Annotated in this window: 14 protein-coding genes; 8 read left to right on the top strand and 6 right to left on the bottom strand. The window is 61.8% G+C overall.

Annotation, left to right across the window (positions count from 1 at the left end; translation table 11 throughout):
- Positions 1–86: 86 nt before the first annotated feature.
- The 5 genes from IYW40_RS04170 to IYW40_RS04150 all read left to right on the top strand — a co-directional run bounded on the left by IYW40_RS04170 (position 87) and on the right by IYW40_RS04150 (position 7334).
- Entirely contained in the window at positions 87–1166 is a 1080-nt protein-coding gene (locus tag IYW40_RS04170) for an MbnP family copper-binding protein (RefSeq protein WP_196399497.1), read from the top strand.
- Entirely contained in the window at positions 1163–2341 is a 1179-nt protein-coding gene (locus IYW40_RS04165; protein ID WP_196399496.1) for a methanobactin export MATE transporter MbnM, read from the top strand. Before IYW40_RS04170 ends, IYW40_RS04165 begins: the two co-directional genes overlap by 4 nt.
- A gap of 31 nt (positions 2342–2372) precedes the next feature.
- Positions 2373–4778: a TonB-dependent receptor gene (locus IYW40_RS04160; protein ID WP_196399495.1), complete on the top strand. Its 2406-nt coding sequence runs from the start codon at positions 2373–2375 to the stop codon at positions 4776–4778.
- A 206-nt stretch (positions 4779–4984) separates the two neighbouring features.
- Positions 4985–6850, top strand: a complete 1866-nt coding sequence (locus IYW40_RS04155) for an extracellular solute-binding protein (protein ID WP_196399494.1) — start codon at positions 4985–4987, stop codon at positions 6848–6850.
- A gap of 109 nt (positions 6851–6959) precedes the next feature.
- A complete protein-coding gene (locus tag IYW40_RS04150) occupies positions 6960–7334 on the top strand; it encodes a DUF971 domain-containing protein (RefSeq protein WP_196399543.1) in 375 nt (124 codons plus the stop codon).
- A 75-nt stretch (positions 7335–7409) separates the two neighbouring features.
- On the opposite strand, the gene IYW40_RS04145 is transcribed toward IYW40_RS04150, so the two are convergent.
- The 5 genes from IYW40_RS04145 to IYW40_RS04125 all read right to left on the bottom strand — a co-directional run bounded on the left by IYW40_RS04145 (position 7410) and on the right by IYW40_RS04125 (position 11745).
- Positions 7410–8039 (bottom strand): L,D-transpeptidase, encoded by a 630-nt coding sequence (locus IYW40_RS04145; protein WP_196399493.1) that lies wholly within the window; start codon positions 8037–8039, stop codon positions 7410–7412.
- Between the two features lie 182 nt (positions 8040–8221).
- Positions 8222–9808 carry a phosphoglycerate dehydrogenase gene (gene serA, locus IYW40_RS04140; protein ID WP_196399492.1) on the bottom strand — a complete coding sequence of 529 codons (1587 nt, stop codon included), beginning with the start codon at positions 9806–9808 and terminating at the stop codon, positions 8222–8224.
- A gap of 53 nt (positions 9809–9861) precedes the next feature.
- Positions 9862–10263 (bottom strand): type II toxin-antitoxin system VapC family toxin, encoded by a 402-nt coding sequence (locus IYW40_RS04135; RefSeq protein ID WP_196399491.1) that lies wholly within the window; start codon positions 10261–10263, stop codon positions 9862–9864.
- Between the two features lie 2 nt (positions 10264–10265).
- A complete protein-coding gene (gene vapB, locus IYW40_RS21635) occupies positions 10266–10508 on the bottom strand; it encodes a type II toxin-antitoxin system VapB family antitoxin (RefSeq protein ID WP_154452583.1) in 243 nt (80 codons plus the stop codon).
- 55 nt (positions 10509–10563) lie between these two features.
- Positions 10564–11745 (bottom strand): phosphoserine transaminase, encoded by a 1182-nt coding sequence (locus IYW40_RS04125; RefSeq protein WP_196399490.1) that lies wholly within the window; start codon positions 11743–11745, stop codon positions 10564–10566.
- 194 nt (positions 11746–11939) lie between these two features.
- Here IYW40_RS04125 and IYW40_RS04120 point away from each other — a divergent pair, with 194 nt between their 5' ends.
- Positions 11940–12254, top strand: coding sequence for a DUF6156 family protein (locus tag IYW40_RS04120; protein WP_196399489.1), 315 nt, complete (start codon positions 11940–11942; stop codon positions 12252–12254).
- A 5-nt stretch (positions 12255–12259) separates the two neighbouring features.
- Here IYW40_RS04120 and IYW40_RS04115 read toward each other — a convergent pair whose 3' ends face one another.
- A complete protein-coding gene (locus IYW40_RS04115; RefSeq protein ID WP_026222596.1) occupies positions 12260–12556 on the bottom strand; it encodes a BolA family protein in 297 nt (98 codons plus the stop codon).
- Positions 12557–12642: 86 nt separating this feature from the next.
- On the opposite strand from IYW40_RS04115, the gene IYW40_RS04110 reads away from it, so the two are divergent.
- Both IYW40_RS04110 and cobS read left to right on the top strand, forming a co-directional pair.
- Positions 12643–13239 (top strand): J domain-containing protein, encoded by a 597-nt coding sequence (locus tag IYW40_RS04110; protein ID WP_196399488.1) that lies wholly within the window; start codon positions 12643–12645, stop codon positions 13237–13239.
- Between the two features lie 94 nt (positions 13240–13333).
- Positions 13334–14332 carry a cobaltochelatase subunit CobS gene (cobS, locus tag IYW40_RS04105; protein WP_014890856.1) on the top strand — a complete coding sequence of 333 codons (999 nt, stop codon included), beginning with the start codon at positions 13334–13336 and terminating at the stop codon, positions 14330–14332.
- Positions 14333–14509: the final 177 nt, after the last annotated feature.

The raw sequence follows: 14509 nt of genomic DNA, 5'->3' as shown, positions 1-14509 counted from the left end.
GCGTGTTTTCACACGCGCCGCCGGTCGTCGTCGCCTGCGCGCGGCCAAGACAAATCTCAATGCTCGTCGTCGACAGGAGAGTACTCATGAGCGCATTCAACCGATTTGCCGTCGCCATCGGCGGGCTTGCCGCGATTAGCGTCGCGCATGCCGCCAACAAACCCGACGCGAGCGATAGACAGCCGGTTGCGATACGCTTTGCGCTTGCGGCGGGCGATCAACCGGTCGAATGCGGCCGCGACATCGCCGGGCTCGGAACCGGCGGACAGCCGGCGCAGCTCCACGACGCCAGGTTCTACATCGCCGCGCCGGCGCTGATCGACGCCGCCGGCCATGAAATTCCCATCGAGCTGGAACAGAACGACTGGCAATACGCCAACCTCGCGCTCCTCGATTTCGAAAACAAGACTGGCAAGTGCGTCGGCAGCGCCGACGTCAACGATACGATCAAGGGATCGGCGCCGCGCGGCCGCTACAAAGGGTTCAGCTTCGTCATTGGCGTTCCCAGCGTCGTCAAGGACAAGGACGGCAAGGACGTCATTCTCAACCACTCGAATTTCGCCACCGCGCCGGCGCCGCTCGATCTTCAGTCGATGACGTGGAATTGGCAGGCTGGCCGCAAATTCATAAAGATCGAAGTTGATCCAGAGGGCGGCGTGACCCGTCCGCCGCTCAAGCCGAAAAGCCCGGCGGACGCAGCGAATGGCGCCGGCGCGCAAGGCGACAAGTCCGGCGACAAGTCCGACGGCGGCGCGCCGGCGATGGCCGACGCGCCCAAGGCGGCGCCGCTGCGCGTCAACTCGGATGGAACGATCACCGTCTCGACCTGGATGCTGCACCTTGGTTCGACGGGCTGTCGCGGCGACGCGACGAAAGGCGAAATCACCTCCTGCGCCAATCCAAATCGCATTCCCGTGAAACTCGCGTCCTTCGATTCGGGGCGGCAGCGCGTCGTGCTCGATCTGAAGCAGCTCTTCGCCGGCATCAATCTTGGGAAAGACCAGGGGTTCTCCACCGGCTGCATGAGCGGTCCGGCCGATCCTGAATGCGCGCCGATGTTCGAAAATCTCGGGCTTCGGCTCAAGGAAACCGCGCCCGACGCCAATGACGCCGGCCAGTCCTCCGGCGCGTCGACGAAGATTTTCCGCGCGGAGGTGGCGAAATGAAGCGCGAAACTCTCATCCTCCTCTTCGCCGCAACTCTGATCGCAGGCGGCGCGCAAGGCGATACGGCCCCGAGCGCGGAATCGTGGCGTTGGACCTTGCCCGAGTTCATGCCGCCGCCACGGGTTCCAGCTGACAACGGAATGTCGGAGGCGCGCTTTCAGCTTGGGCGCAAGCTCTTCTACGACCCGCGTCTGTCGGGAAACGGCAAGGAGAGCTGCGCCTCCTGCCATGAGCAGCGCCTGGCGTTCACCGATGGTCGCCCGGTCGCCGTCGGAGCCACGGGCCAGCATACGCCGCGCAATTCGCCCAGCATCGCCAACGCCGCCTGGCGCGCCACGCTCACCTGGGCGAATCCGGCGATGGTGACCCTGGAAAGGCAGATGGAAGGCCCGCTGTTTGGCGAAGAACCGATCGAGATGGGCGTCAATGACAAGAACCGCAAAGAGATCCTCGCGCGCTTTGCGGGCGACGCAGATTATCGCCGCGACTTTGCGGCGGCCTTTCCCGGCGATGCGGACCCAATCAGCTTCGGCAACGTCATCAAGGCGATCTCCGCCTTTGAGCGCGGCGTTGTCTCGGCGTCCTCGAAATATGATCTCTATCTTGAAGGCAAAGCGACGCTCTCTCCTGAAGAGACGCGCGGCAAGGATCTCTTCTTCGGCGAGAAGGCGGAATGCCATCACTGCCATGGCAGCGTGAATTTCGACGATCAGTTCTATCACGCCAAAACGCGCGAGATCGAAACGCCGTTTCACAACACGGGACTCTATGATCTCGACGGCAAAGGCGCCTATCCGGAGCCCAATCGCGGCGTCTTCGAGAACACCCACAACCCCGCCGAGATGGGCGCGTTTCGCGCGCCCAGCCTGCGCAACATCGCCGTCACCGCGCCCTATATGCACGACGGCAGCGCCGCGACGCTCGAGGACGTGATCGACATTTACGCGGCCGGCGGACGCAATGTCACGAGCGGTCCTCTCAAGGGCGACGGCCGGTACAATCCGAACAAAAGCGCGCTGATCGTGCCCATCGATCTGTCGGCTCAGGAAAAGAGCGATTTGATCGCCTTTCTGAAAACGCTGACCGACGACTCTCTGCTGACATCTCCCCGCTTCGCCGATCCGTGGAAACCGGCGTCGACGGCAAGCGGATCCACGCGTGCGCCTGCTCAATGAGTTTCAACCCCGAATTAGGAAAGAAAAGAAGATGACGTCCCGGTCGAAATTGATGCATGGCGCAGCGCTTGGCGCTCTCGCCGCCTTGTCCGCCGCCTCCGTCGCGCACGCGCAGCAGGCGCTTCCGCAGATCACGATCGGCGCCGCGCCGGTCAGGCCTCCCGCGGTCCGGGAATCGACGGCGGGCGAGGAAGGAATCGCGCCGGGCTTTAGCGCCGCCCGCGCGAGACTGCCGATCTATCGGGACCCGCCGGGGCAGACGGTGACGATCGTCGACACCAAGTTCCTCAAGCCGACGCCTCTAGCGGATGTCCGGAGGGTGTTGGAATACAGCCCCGGCGTCTCCGTACAGCAAGGCAATAATGCGCGCGATCTGTTTATTTCGATTCGCGGCTCCGGCAATCGGGCTGGTGTCGGGTTTCCAACTGGCATCCGCAACATCATGCTGTACGAAGACGGGTTCCCGATCACGACGGCCGACGGCAATAGCCGTACCGACCTGCTCGATCCGCACGCTTTTGCCGCCGTCGACGTCTATCGCGGACCTTCGTCGGCGCTCTTCGGCAATTACGCCTATGCGGGCGCGATCAATTTCCGCAGCTTTTCCGGGGCCGAAATCGACGGCGTCCACACCGGTTCGGAATTTGGCAGCTTCGGCTATGTCAACAATTACGTCCGTGTCGGCAAGGCGGTGAAGGACAGCACGCTCGGCGCCTTTGATCTGTCGTTTTTCGCCTCCGACGCCAACAGCACCGGCTATACCCGCAATTCTTTCTCAGGCAAACAAGCCAAGCTTCTCGGCAGATGGGACGTGACCCCTACCGATCGTGTTATCGTGAAATATATCGCCAACGACTTGAGATCGGAGTTCATCAACCGAGAAAATCTCAATGTGTTCTACCTCAATCCATTTCAACAAAATTATGGCTGCTCCATCGCCGTCCCCATGAACCTCAACTTATGCAACAATCTGAATGTGCCGGTGAATGGCATATCGGGCGCGACCACTCGCCAAAGCGTCTGGCAGCTTGGCACTCATCAACACTCTCTCAGACAGATCGCCGGCGTTCAGTTCGAGCATGACTTCAACAACGCCACCACCTGGCGATCGCAATTTACTTATGACTATCTCGATAACATCAGTGGAGCTTGGCCGCCGCCGATATTTGGCCCCGCCGGCCAGGGCGGCCCGGTCGCCTTAAGGGGTCCAACGGTGGGCATCACCGCGCAGACCGACATTACCAGTCACATTCCGATCTTTGGATTTCCGGCGACACATTTTCTCCAGTTCTTCTATAACAACGCCAAAACTACCAATCCGCTCTTTAATCAGAGAGCGAATACTTGGTACAGTGGCGCAATCGGCGCGCAGGTCGGCAAGTTCGACTACTATACTTCAAACATTGGTCTGCGCGCGCGTGAAGAGATTGCGCTCGCTCCGGGCCTGACTGGCGTCGTGGGGTTCAGCGCCAACTGGAATCGCGTCTGGGGCGTCAATACCGCCTATAACTACCCGGCCAATCTGGCGCCCAGATTTCCTACTCAAGTCGCCGTCGACAATGATTATTGGAACACGGCGCCGGAAGCGTCGCTCACTTATCGCTATAGCCCCGAGTGGCAAGTGCGGGCGCGCTATGCGGTGGGCTACAGCACGCCGACATTCGTGTTTCTCACCACTACCCGAAACGGAGTCGGACAAAATCCCCTAAAGGCCCAGACCAACATGGGCGTCGATCTCGGGATCGACTGGACGCCGCGCCCCGATCTCACCGTCAGCGTAACCGGCTTCAACGAATGGCATCGCAACGAGATTCTGACGTTGAGCAATGGGCTCGTCAGCTATTCACAAAATATTCCCTCCAGTCTCCACCGCGGCGTCGAACTCAACGCCGATTGGCGGCCCTTCGACGGATGGCGGCTGATCGCGGCCTATACGTTCAACGATCAGTTCTTCACCAATTACTGGGACGATCTCGGTTCGGTCGCGGGGCGAGCCGTCTTATATAATCGCTCCGGCAACAGGATTCCCAACGTGCCGCCGCATACTGTGACGATGCGCGTCGGATACGACCAGCCATACGGCGACCTTTCGGGTCTCGGCGCTTACGCCGAATATATTCTCAAGAGCAATTATACGATCGACAACGCGAATTTCACCACTCTGCCGAGCTACAGCCTGTTCAATCTTAACGCGCACTATAATCACGACTTAGACAACTTCTATGTCAAAAATATCGAGCTCTTTTTCGAGGTCTCGAATATTTTCAATCGGACCTATGTCGGTGGCGCATTCGTTGTCGCCAACTCGCTCCTCCCGGGCACCGCGACACAAACGCCGCTGGTCTGGCCGACAGGCGGCCTAGTGACGGCGCAAGGCGCCGGCATCCTCGCCGGCCAGCCGCGCGCTTTCACGGGAGGCGTCAAACTCAAGTTCTGATTCGATCGGGCGTCGCCCCTCTTTGGGGCGGCGCCCGCCAGACAAGCGCCATTCAGCGAAGCTTCGAGAACGCTCACAACCGCGACATCTTTTTTGAACCAGTAATGCGCCGCGCGATGCGGCGACAACGATCAGCAGTTCGTAAAATTGGAGACTGCCCGAGCCGAATAGCTTCAGTACGCCAATTTGGCGAAGGAGGCGATGCAATGCTTAGCGTTGGGCAAGCAATTGGACGCATGATCGCCGCTGCGGGTTTTGCGGCGCTCCTCCACGCCGTCGCGGTCTTGTTGCCCGCTTGGGCTCTTGCCGATAAGCTTTCGAGCGCTCCCGTCACGCATGGTCTCGCGCTCTATGGCGAACCTGCGTTGCCGAAGGATTTCGCTCATTTTCCCTATGCCAATCCCGAGGCGCCGAAAGGCGGGAGGCTGTGGCTCGGACAGCGCGGCGGATTTGCGAGTCTCAATCCGTTCAACGCGAGATTTGGGGATGCGCCGCAACTCATCATAGGCAATGTGCTGCAAAGTCTGATGATGCGTTCGCAGGACGAACCCTATTCCCTCTATCCGCTGATCGCCCAGTCCGTCGAAATCGACGACGCCCGCGAGCACGTCACATTTCACCTCGACCCTCGGGCGCGCTTTTCCGACAAGACGCCGATTCTCGCGTCTGACGTTCTATTCTCCTTCGAATTGCTCAAGTCGAAAGGTCGGCCGAATCATCGCGTGATTTTCGCTTCGGTGACATCGGCCGTGGCGCTCAACGACCATACCGTGCGTTTCGATCTGACCGGCGTGAAGGATCGCGAAGCGCCGCTCATTCTCGCCGCCATGCCGGTTCTCTCGAAGAGGGCGACCAATGTGGAGCGCTTCGACGAGCTCGATATGACGATCCCGCTCGGCTCTGGCCCTTATGTGATTTCAGAGTCCAAAGCAGGTTCGCGTCTGGTTTTGCGCCGCGACCCCGACTACTGGGCCCGCGACATACCGAGCCAACGGGGACTCTATAATTTCGACGAGATCGACCTCGACTATTATCGCGACGGCGCGGCGCTGTTTGAGGCGCTGAAGGCGGGGCTCCTCGACTATCGCGAGGAGACGAGCGCCGCGCGTTGGTCGACGGGCTATGATTTCCCTGCCGTTCGTAACGGCGCCATTGTGAAGGAAATCCTGCGGCCCGGCCGTCCGACGGGGATGGAAGGCTTCGTCTTCAATCTGCGCAAAGCCATCTTTCGCGACGTGCGGCTGCGCGAAGCGATCGCCATGATGTATGACTTCGAATGGATCAACGCCAATTTCTACGGCGGACTCTATACGCGCACTGAAAGCTACTTCGGAGAGTCGGATTATTCTTCGGTCGGGCGTCCTGCGAGCGCCGCCGAGCGCGGCTTTCTTGCGAATTTTCCGGGCGTCGTTCGCGACGACATTCTCGAGGGGCGTTGGCGACCCGTTCAGCACGACGGTTCGGGGCGCGATCGCACGGTCGCGAAGCGCGCGCAGACGCTTCTCGCCGACGCCGGCTATGTTCTCGTCGGCGGGCGTCTTGAGAAGAACGGCGTTCCCGTCATATTCGAGATCATGATTCGCGATCGCGATGAAGAGCGGCTTGCGCTCAATTTCGCTGCTTCGTTGAAGCGCATCGGCATCGAAGCCAATCCGCGCTTATATGACGAAGTCCAGTATCAGCGCCGGCGGCAGCGCTTCGAATATGACATGATGACCGGGCAATGGCTGGCGTACGCTGTTCCCGGACAGGAACAGTTGAACCGGTGGAGCACGGAAAGTCTCAACCGGAAAAATTCGTTTAATCTCGCCGGCGCCGCTTCGCCGGCGCTCGACGCCGCGCTCGACAATCTGCTCGCGTCGCGCACCAGCGAGGACAGCATTTCGGCGGCCCGCGCGCTCGATCGCATACTGCTCTCCGGATTCTATTTCGTGCCTCTGCAGCACGTGAACGCCATCTGGTGCGCGCATCGCGCCACGATCCGCCATCCTGCGCACACGCCGCTTTTTCCGATGTTTCCCTTCGGCTTCACCTTGGAGAACTGGTGGAGCGAGAAAGCCGATGTCCGTTGAGTTCGGTTGGCGCCTTTCGCCGGAAGGCGATAGATATGAGTGGCGGCGGCTGGAGGCGGCGCCGCGGCGACTTGAACCCGCCTTGCGTGATCAAAGGCTGGAGAGCCTCATGGGGCAGGAGCCCTGGCCAACTGAACTGCGCCTCTCAGAAGGCGGACGGGTGCTGAACGTCTCCTTCGACGATGGCGCGCAATTCGCGCTCAGCGCCGAGCTATTGCGCACGCAGAGTCCGAGCGCGGAAGTGCAGGGCCATTCCGCGGCGGAGCGCAAGACGATCGGGGGCAAGCGCAATGTCACGATCATCGCGGTTGCGCCGGTCGGCAATTACGCCGTGCGGCTCGACTTCGACGACTTGCATCGCACCGGAATCTACACGTGGCGGTATTTGCGCGAGCTTGGCGAGACGGCGCCGGAGCGGTTTTCGTTCTATCTCGAAGAGCTTGCAGCCAAGGGGCTCGATCGCGACCGGCCTGGAGAAAAATAATTCTTCAAAAAAAATAGTCTGCAAAATGAATCGGCCGACGCGCGCGCCGGCCGATTAAAACGTCGCCGCAAATTCTTATCGCGTCACGACCACGCGGGTGCCGACCTTGACGCGGTTGTAGAGGTCGACCACGTCGTCATTGGTCATCCGGATGCAGCCCGACGACACGGCCTGGCCGATGGTCCAGGGCTCGTTGGAGCCGTGGATGCGGTACAGCGTGCCGGAGAGATACATGGCGCGCGCGCCGAGAGGATTGTTGAGGCCGCCCTCCATATGCCGCGGCAGGTCGGGGCGGCGGCGCAGCATTTGCGCCGGCGGCGTCCAATCGGGCCACTCGCGCTTATGGGCGACGAAGCGGGTGCCGGCCCATTCGAAGCCCGGGCGGCCGACGCCGACGCCGTAGCGGATCGCTTGGCCGTTGCCGAGCACATAATAGAGTCGACGCTCATTGGTGGCGATGATCACCGTGCCGGGCGCATATCTTGCGTCGAAGGCGACGGTCTCGCGCGGAACGGCGACCGCCTGCGGACGGCCGTCGCTGGTTTGCGGGGCGAAGGAGCCGCCGCCGAATAGCGCCGTGAAAGGGTCGACGACCGGCGCCGGCGCCGGGGCCGGCTGCGGGGCAGGGCTGCGCGCGGATACTGGAGACGAAAGGGCGCCGAGCGCGCCGAATGCGCAAATCAGTGCAAAAGCGAGACGCCGCATGGTTTTCCCTTGTCCAAGTGTGGGCTGACGTCGCGCCGACCCGAAAATGCGACGCAGACGCGCTGATGATTACTCCCGCAGGCCGCTCGCGCAAGCAAGCGGGCCGACGCGCCAAACGCAGGACAAGCGGCGTTTTCTTGCGGCATAGTGGCAGACTTGCAACACTGCCGCCGCGCGCCGACTCAGAATTTAAGCGTCGTCGCCTGCTTCACGCCGGGCAGGTTTTTCAGGGCGGTGAGCGCCTGCGGCGGCAGTTCGCCGTCGATGGCGACGAGCGCGACTGCGCCGCCGCCGGGCCTGTCGCGGCCTAGCGCGAACGTGGCGATATTGACCTCGGCTTCGCCGAGCACGCCGGCGAATCTGCCAATAAATCCAGGCCTGTCTTCATTCGTCAGATAGATCATCGACGGTGCGAATTCGGCGTCGACGCCAATGTCGCCGATGCCGATAATGCGCGGCTTGCCGTCGTGGAAAACCGTCCCCGAAACGCAAATTTCGCCCTGCGCGGTATGCGCGCTGAGCGTGACAAGAGATTCATAGTCGCCTTGCGCCTCGCGGGTGATTTCCTCAATCGCCAGGCCGCGCTCCTTGGCGAGGATCGGCGCCGACACCGGATTGACGTCTTCGAGAATGGGTCGAAGCAGCCCCGAAATCGCAGCCGCCGTAATCGGCCGCGTCTTCTGCAACGCGACGGCGCCTTCGTAGACGATCGACAATGTGTCGACGCCGGCGACGGCGACCTGACCCACGAAGAGACCGAGCTTTTCGGCGAGTTCGACGAAAGGCTTCAGCCGCGGCGCCTCTTCGGCGCTGATCGAGGGGAAATTCACGGCGTTGGCGATCGCGCCTCTGGTGAGATAATCCGCCATCTGCTCGGCGATCTGCAGCGCGACCTTTTCCTGCGCCTCGCTCGTCGAAGCGCCGAGGTGCGGCGTGCAGACGACGTGCGGATGCCCGAACAATGGGTTTTCGGTCGCCGGCTCCTGCGCGAACACGTCGAAGGCGGCGCCGGCGACATGGCCGTCGTCGAGGGCCTTGCGCAGCGCCTCTTCGTCGACCAGCCCGCCGCGCGCGCAATTGATGATGCGCACGCCCTTGCACGTCTTGGCGAGGTTTTCCGCCGAGAGGATATTCTTCGTCTGCGGCGTGAGCGGCGTATGCAACGTGATGAAATCGGCTCTCGCCAAGAGCTCGTCGAGGTCTACTTTTTCGGTGCCAAGCTCTTCGGCGCGCTCTTGGGTGAGATAAGGATCGAAGGCGATCACGCGCATCTTCAGGCCGAGCGCGCGTTCGGCGACATTCGCGCCGACATTGCCGCAGCCGACGACGCCAAGCGTCTTGCCGGTGATCTCGACGCCCATGAAGCGGTTCTTTTCCCATTTGCCGGCCTGGGTCGAGGCGTCGGCGGCGGGAATTTCGCGGGCCAAGGCGAACATCAGCGCGATGGCGTGTTCGGCGGTGGTGATGGAATTGCCGAAGGGCGTGTTCATGACGATGACGCCGCGCGCGGTGGCGGCGGCGACGTCGACATTGTCGACGCCGATGCCGGCGCGGCCGACGACCTTGAGCCGCGGCGCCCGCGCAAAGATGTCGGCGGTCACCTTCGTCGCCGAACGGATCGCGAGTCCGTCATAATCGCCGATCGCGGCGGCAAGCTTGTCCTTGTCTTTTCCCAGCGTCGGTTCGAAATCGACCTCCAATCCGCGCAGGCGGAAAATCTGTGCCGCGGCCGGCGAAAGAGAATCCGAGATGAGAACGCGCGGCGGCATGGAAATACTCGCGGTAAGAGGATGCATCTCAGGAGTAGATCGCACTTGGGGGGTTAGCCTGCGTTGGTCCAATCCTGGATTTTTAATCCGTCGACGCGACAAAATTCCTTAACATTGGCCGTAACGAGGACCAATCCACGTCCGAGCGCCTGGGCGGCAATCAGGAGATCGTAGGGACCGATCGGAACGCCCTTGGCGCGCAGCTTTGCACGAATCTCGCCGGCGACGATTGAATCTTCGAGATCGAAGGGCAAAACCTCGAACCGCAGCGCACGCAAACGAGCGAGGTTGGCTTCAACCCGCCCGCTCTTGTATGCGCCAAAGTACAATTCATGTGTGACGATCGACGAGAGGCATATGTCCGCTGGCCGATGTTGGCGCAGGCGCAACGCCAGGGACGAGTTGTCGCCCTTTAGAATTGCGATCACCGCATTGGTATCGAGGAGAAAACGCACGCTTAGAAAAGTTTATCGAGTAGCGGACGCTCCTGCATCGGCGGCTGCTCGCGACCCTCTTCCATGAAGTCCTCGGACATGGTTCCGACGATCGCATCAAGCCAGGACCAATCTTTCGGAATAGGTTCGAGGATAATCGAGTCCCCGCGCCGACTGATCCGCACCTCATCGGCTTCTATGCGATAGTCTTTAGGCAAACGGACAGCTTGCGAGCGCCCCGACCAAAAAACCTTGGCTTTATCCACGCGCTCCTCCTGATATATCTTAAACGAATATATCACGCCAAGGGCCGTGATCAACTCACCCTGCTTGCGCGGCGTCGGCGCAAGCCTGCGCATAGGCCCAGTCGAGCCACTGCGTCAGCAGCGTTACGTCGGCGGTTTCCACCGTCGCGCCGCACCAGATGCGAAAGCCCGGCGGCGCGTCGCGATAGGCGCCAAAATCATAGCCAGCGCCCTCCTGTTCAATCATCGCCACCATCTTCTTGGCGAGCGCCGCCTGCGCTTCGGCGTCTGTCGCGGCGCTCTCCGCGGAGAAGATGAGACAGACGCTGGTGTTGGAGCGGGTCGCGGGGTCCTTGGCGAGGAAGTCGACCCAGGGCGTCTTTTCAACCCAGTCGCCGACCGCCTGCGCATTGGCGTCACAGCGCGCAAACAGCGCCTCAAGCCCGCCGATTGATTGCGCCCAGGACAGCGCGTCGAGATAATCTTCGACCGCGAGGAGCGAGGGCGTGTTGATCGTCTCGCCCTGGAAAATCCCTTCGTTCAACTTCCCCTGTTTCGTCAGCCGAAAAATTTTGGGCATCGGCCAGGGCGGCGCATAGCTCTCGAGCCGCTCGACAGCGCGCGGCGAGAGAATCAGCATGCCATGCGCGGCCTCGCCGCCGAGAACCTTTTGCCAGCTATAGGTCGTCACATCGAGCTTGGCGAAGTCGAGCGGTTGCGCGAAGGCCGCCGACGTCGCGTCGCAGATCGTCAGGCCCTTGCGATCCGCCGCAATGAAGTCGGCGTTGGGCGCGCGCACGCCCGACGTCGTGCCGTTCCAGGCGAAAACGACGTCATTGTCGAAGTCGATCTGTGACAGATCCGGCAATTCGCCATAGGGCGCGGCGAGGCTCCGCGCTCGTTCGATCTTCAACTGGTTCAGGACATCATTGACCCAGTCTTTCGAGAAGCTCTCCCAAGCGACGACATCGACGCCCCTGGGGCCGAGAAGCGACCAGAGCGCGATCTCCACGGCGCCGGTGTCGGACGCCGGCACGATGCCGATGCGGTAATCGGCAGGAACGCGCAGGATCTCCCGCGTCAGCGCGATGGCCTGCGCCAGCTTCGCTTTGCCGGCCTTTGAGCGATGGGAGCGGCCGAGCGCCGCCCCGGCGAGATTTGCCAGCGCCCACCCCGGGCGCTTGGCGCAAGGGCCGGACGAAAAGCTGGGATTGGCCGGCTTGGCGGCGGGTTTCGCCATTTTGTCGACGGCGGCCATGATGCAGCCCTCTCCATGCGGCGCAGCGCCGCCGCCGTCCGCGCTACGCGCTGCCCAGCCGACCGTCAAGAGCCGCTGGCTTCAATCGCGCACTCTGGGAAGCCATGTGGGGAGCCATGAGGTTGGCGCGATTTTCTCGTACCAAGTTGCGCGGCGTCGCTTGAAGAAACGCCGGGGACGAGGGGAGAGCGGTGATGTCGGAGAATAATGAAGCGCGTAATGAAGAAGAATGCCGGTATTTTCTCTCCTATTCCGGGGTTCGCTTGCCATTGAAGCTCCTGGGGCCGCTCGAGGCGAGCGAGCTTAAGAACCGCAACACGTATTTTCGTGCGACTTATGACGCCGAGGGCAGGATCGTCAGTTGCGAGAAGCTCGTTTATGGCGAGGTGGAGCTGCGCCACGATTACTCCTATGACGCCGGCGGCGCGCTGGCGCGCGCCCGCATCGCCATGGGCGAGGACGTTTCCGAGATCGACTGCGGCGCTGACGGCGCCCCGCTGCGCAGTTGACGGCGTTAAACGGGCGCGGCTTCGTGCGGAGTTTTGGCGCTGATCGCCAGAGCGTGAACGCGGTCGGCCAATTCGTCGGAGAGAAGCGCATTGACGAGACGGTGCCGCTCGATCAAGCTCTTGCCCTCGAAAGCCGCGCTCACCACCTCCACTCTGAAGTGGGTTTCGCCGTCGGGATGGTGATGCCCATGTCCTGCGTGGCTGTGCGATTCGTCGATCACGTTGAGCGCCGCTGGCGCGAGGGCTTGGGTGAGTTTCTGTGCGATGCGCGTCTTGACGACGCCTTTACCCTGATCCGTCATGTTTATCTCCGGTTCGACCGCCGATTTAGCACATTGGCGCTTGGTTGCGCTTGCGGCGCGCTGCGGCGCCATCATAATGGAATGAAATGGACCTGAATTCGCCCCTCTTCGACCGCATCCGAACCAAGCGCCAGCCGCGCGAAACTCGGCGCGAGACCGTGACACGGTGCGATTCTCCCGGCTGTGAGGCGGAGGGCGCCCACCGCGCGCCAATGGGCCGGCTGCGTGAGGGGCAGTATCTCTGTTTCTGCCTCGAACATGTCCGGGAATACAACGCCACATACAATTATTTCAACGGCATGGATGACGCTTCAGTCGCCCGTTACATAAAGGACGCGACGGTCGGGCACCGGCCGACATGGTCCATGGGGACGAAACGCGGACAGGCGGGTTTTCGCGAGGACACGATGACGGCGGCCGATCCGCTTGGCGTCTATCGCCAGCGCTTCCGCCGTCCTCAGCCCGCCGAGCGCCGGGGTCCGCATCATTCGCCAGTGACGATCAGGGCGTTCGTCGCCATGGGGCTTGAGGAGACGGCGGACGCCGTGACGATCCGCGCGCGTTACAAGGAGCTCGTCAAGCGCCATCATCCCGACGCCAATGGCGGCGACCGCTCGCGCGAGGAAAAATTGCGGGAAATCATCCATGCCTATAAGACGCTGAGGGCCGCCCGGCTGGTCTGAGCGCTCGTCGCGCGCGGCGCTTTTCCGCGCCGGCGCAGACATCTTCGGCGCAATCATGCGGGGACGGAAACGGTCCGCGCAAGGAGGACGCATTTTGGTCGCTGTAGAATACGCCGCAACGGGCCTCGAGAGCACGCCGGACATGAAGATCTCGGTGCGCCAGGTGTTCGGAATCGACTCCGATATGGAGGTTCCCGCCTTTTCCGAGCGCAACGAACATGTGCCGGACCTTGACCCGGACTACCTCTTCGATCGGCAGACGACGCTCGCCATTCTCGCCGGCTTCGCCAGGAATCGGCGCGTGATGGTGACCGGCTACCACGGCACGGGAAAGTCGACGCATATCGAGCAGGTGGCGGCGCGGCTCAACTGGCCTTTCGTCCGCGTCAATCTCGACAGCCACATCTCGCGCATCGACCTTGTCGGCAAGGACGCCATCGTCCTGAAGGACGGCAAGCAGGTCACCGAGTTTCGCGACGGCATCCTGCCCTGGGCGGTGCAGCACTGCGTCGCTTTGTGTTTCGACGAATATGACGCCGGGCGGCCCGACGTGATGTTCGTGATCCAGCGCGTGCTCGAAGTCTCCGGCCGCCTGACGCTGCTCGACCAGAACCGCGTCATCCGGCCGCATCCGGCTTTCCGGCTGTTCGCGACCGCCAACACGGTGGGGCTCGGCGACACGTCGGGCCTCTACCACGGCACGCAGCAGATCAACCAGGCGCAGATGGACCGCTGGTCGATCGTCGCGACGCTGAATTACCTGCCGCATGACGCCGAGACCAATATCGTGCTCGCCAAGGCGAAATCCTATGGCGCCACGAAGGAAGGCCGCGACGTCGCCAATAAGATGGTGCGGGTCGCCGACCTCACCCGCAACGCCTTCATGGCCGGCGACCTTTCGACGGTGATGAGTCCGCGCACGGTGATCACCTGGGCGGAGAACGCCGAGATTTTCGGAGATATCGGCTTCGCCTTCCGGATGACTTTTTTGAACAAATGCGACGAACTCGAGCGCCCGCTCGTCGCCGAATTCTATCAGCGCTGCTTCGGCAAGGAGCTGCCGGAAAGCGCCGTGAATGTGGTGATGACGTAGACCAGCTTCCGAAAAAGTTGACAGACTTTTTCGATGAGAACCTGCTCCAACATTTTGATTTTGAGCGATTCCTTCCCGATCACATGAGTCCATGTGATCGGGAAGCGCTCTAGGCGCTGTGGGGATTGCCGAGCGAATAGGGCTCCAAGGAGCGCGGCGGAACGAAAATTGCTCGCG

The organism is Methylocystis sp. H4A, assembly GCF_015709545.1.
Classification (GTDB): Bacteria; Pseudomonadota; Alphaproteobacteria; order Rhizobiales; family Beijerinckiaceae; genus Methylocystis; species Methylocystis silviterrae.
The sequence above is the reverse complement of the archived record's forward strand: the minus strand, read 5'-3'. Positions and strand labels throughout refer to the sequence as shown.

What these genes read in the sequence shown, in the direction of transcription:
- IYW40_RS04110 (WP_196399488.1), top strand. Translation starts at nt 12,643, where the DNA reads ATGGACCTGAATTCGCCCCTCTTCGACCGCATCCGAACCAAGCGCCAG.
- IYW40_RS04120 (WP_196399489.1), top strand. Translation starts at nt 11,940, where the DNA reads ATGTCGGAGAATAATGAAGCGCGTAATGAAGAAGAATGCCGGTATTTT.
- IYW40_RS04155 (WP_196399494.1), top strand. Translation starts at nt 4,985, where the DNA reads ATGCTTAGCGTTGGGCAAGCAATTGGACGCATGATCGCCGCTGCGGGT.
- IYW40_RS04125 (WP_196399490.1), bottom strand. Translation starts at nt 11,745, where the DNA reads ATGGCCGCCGTCGACAAAATGGCGAAACCCGCCGCCAAGCCGGCCAAT.
- IYW40_RS04170 (WP_196399497.1), top strand. Translation starts at nt 87, where the DNA reads ATGAGCGCATTCAACCGATTTGCCGTCGCCATCGGCGGGCTTGCCGCG.
- IYW40_RS04150 (WP_196399543.1), top strand. Translation starts at nt 6,960, where the DNA reads ATGGGGCAGGAGCCCTGGCCAACTGAACTGCGCCTCTCAGAAGGCGGA.
- IYW40_RS04160 (WP_196399495.1), top strand. Translation starts at nt 2,373, where the DNA reads ATGACGTCCCGGTCGAAATTGATGCATGGCGCAGCGCTTGGCGCTCTC.
- IYW40_RS04165 (WP_196399496.1), top strand. Translation starts at nt 1,163, where the DNA reads ATGAAGCGCGAAACTCTCATCCTCCTCTTCGCCGCAACTCTGATCGCA.
- IYW40_RS04145 (WP_196399493.1), bottom strand. Translation starts at nt 8,039, where the DNA reads ATGCGGCGTCTCGCTTTTGCACTGATTTGCGCATTCGGCGCGCTCGGC.
- IYW40_RS04115 (WP_026222596.1), bottom strand. Translation starts at nt 12,556, where the DNA reads ATGACGGATCAGGGTAAAGGCGTCGTCAAGACGCGCATCGCACAGAAA.
- serA (WP_196399492.1), bottom strand. Translation starts at nt 9,808, where the DNA reads ATGCCGCCGCGCGTTCTCATCTCGGATTCTCTTTCGCCGGCCGCGGCA.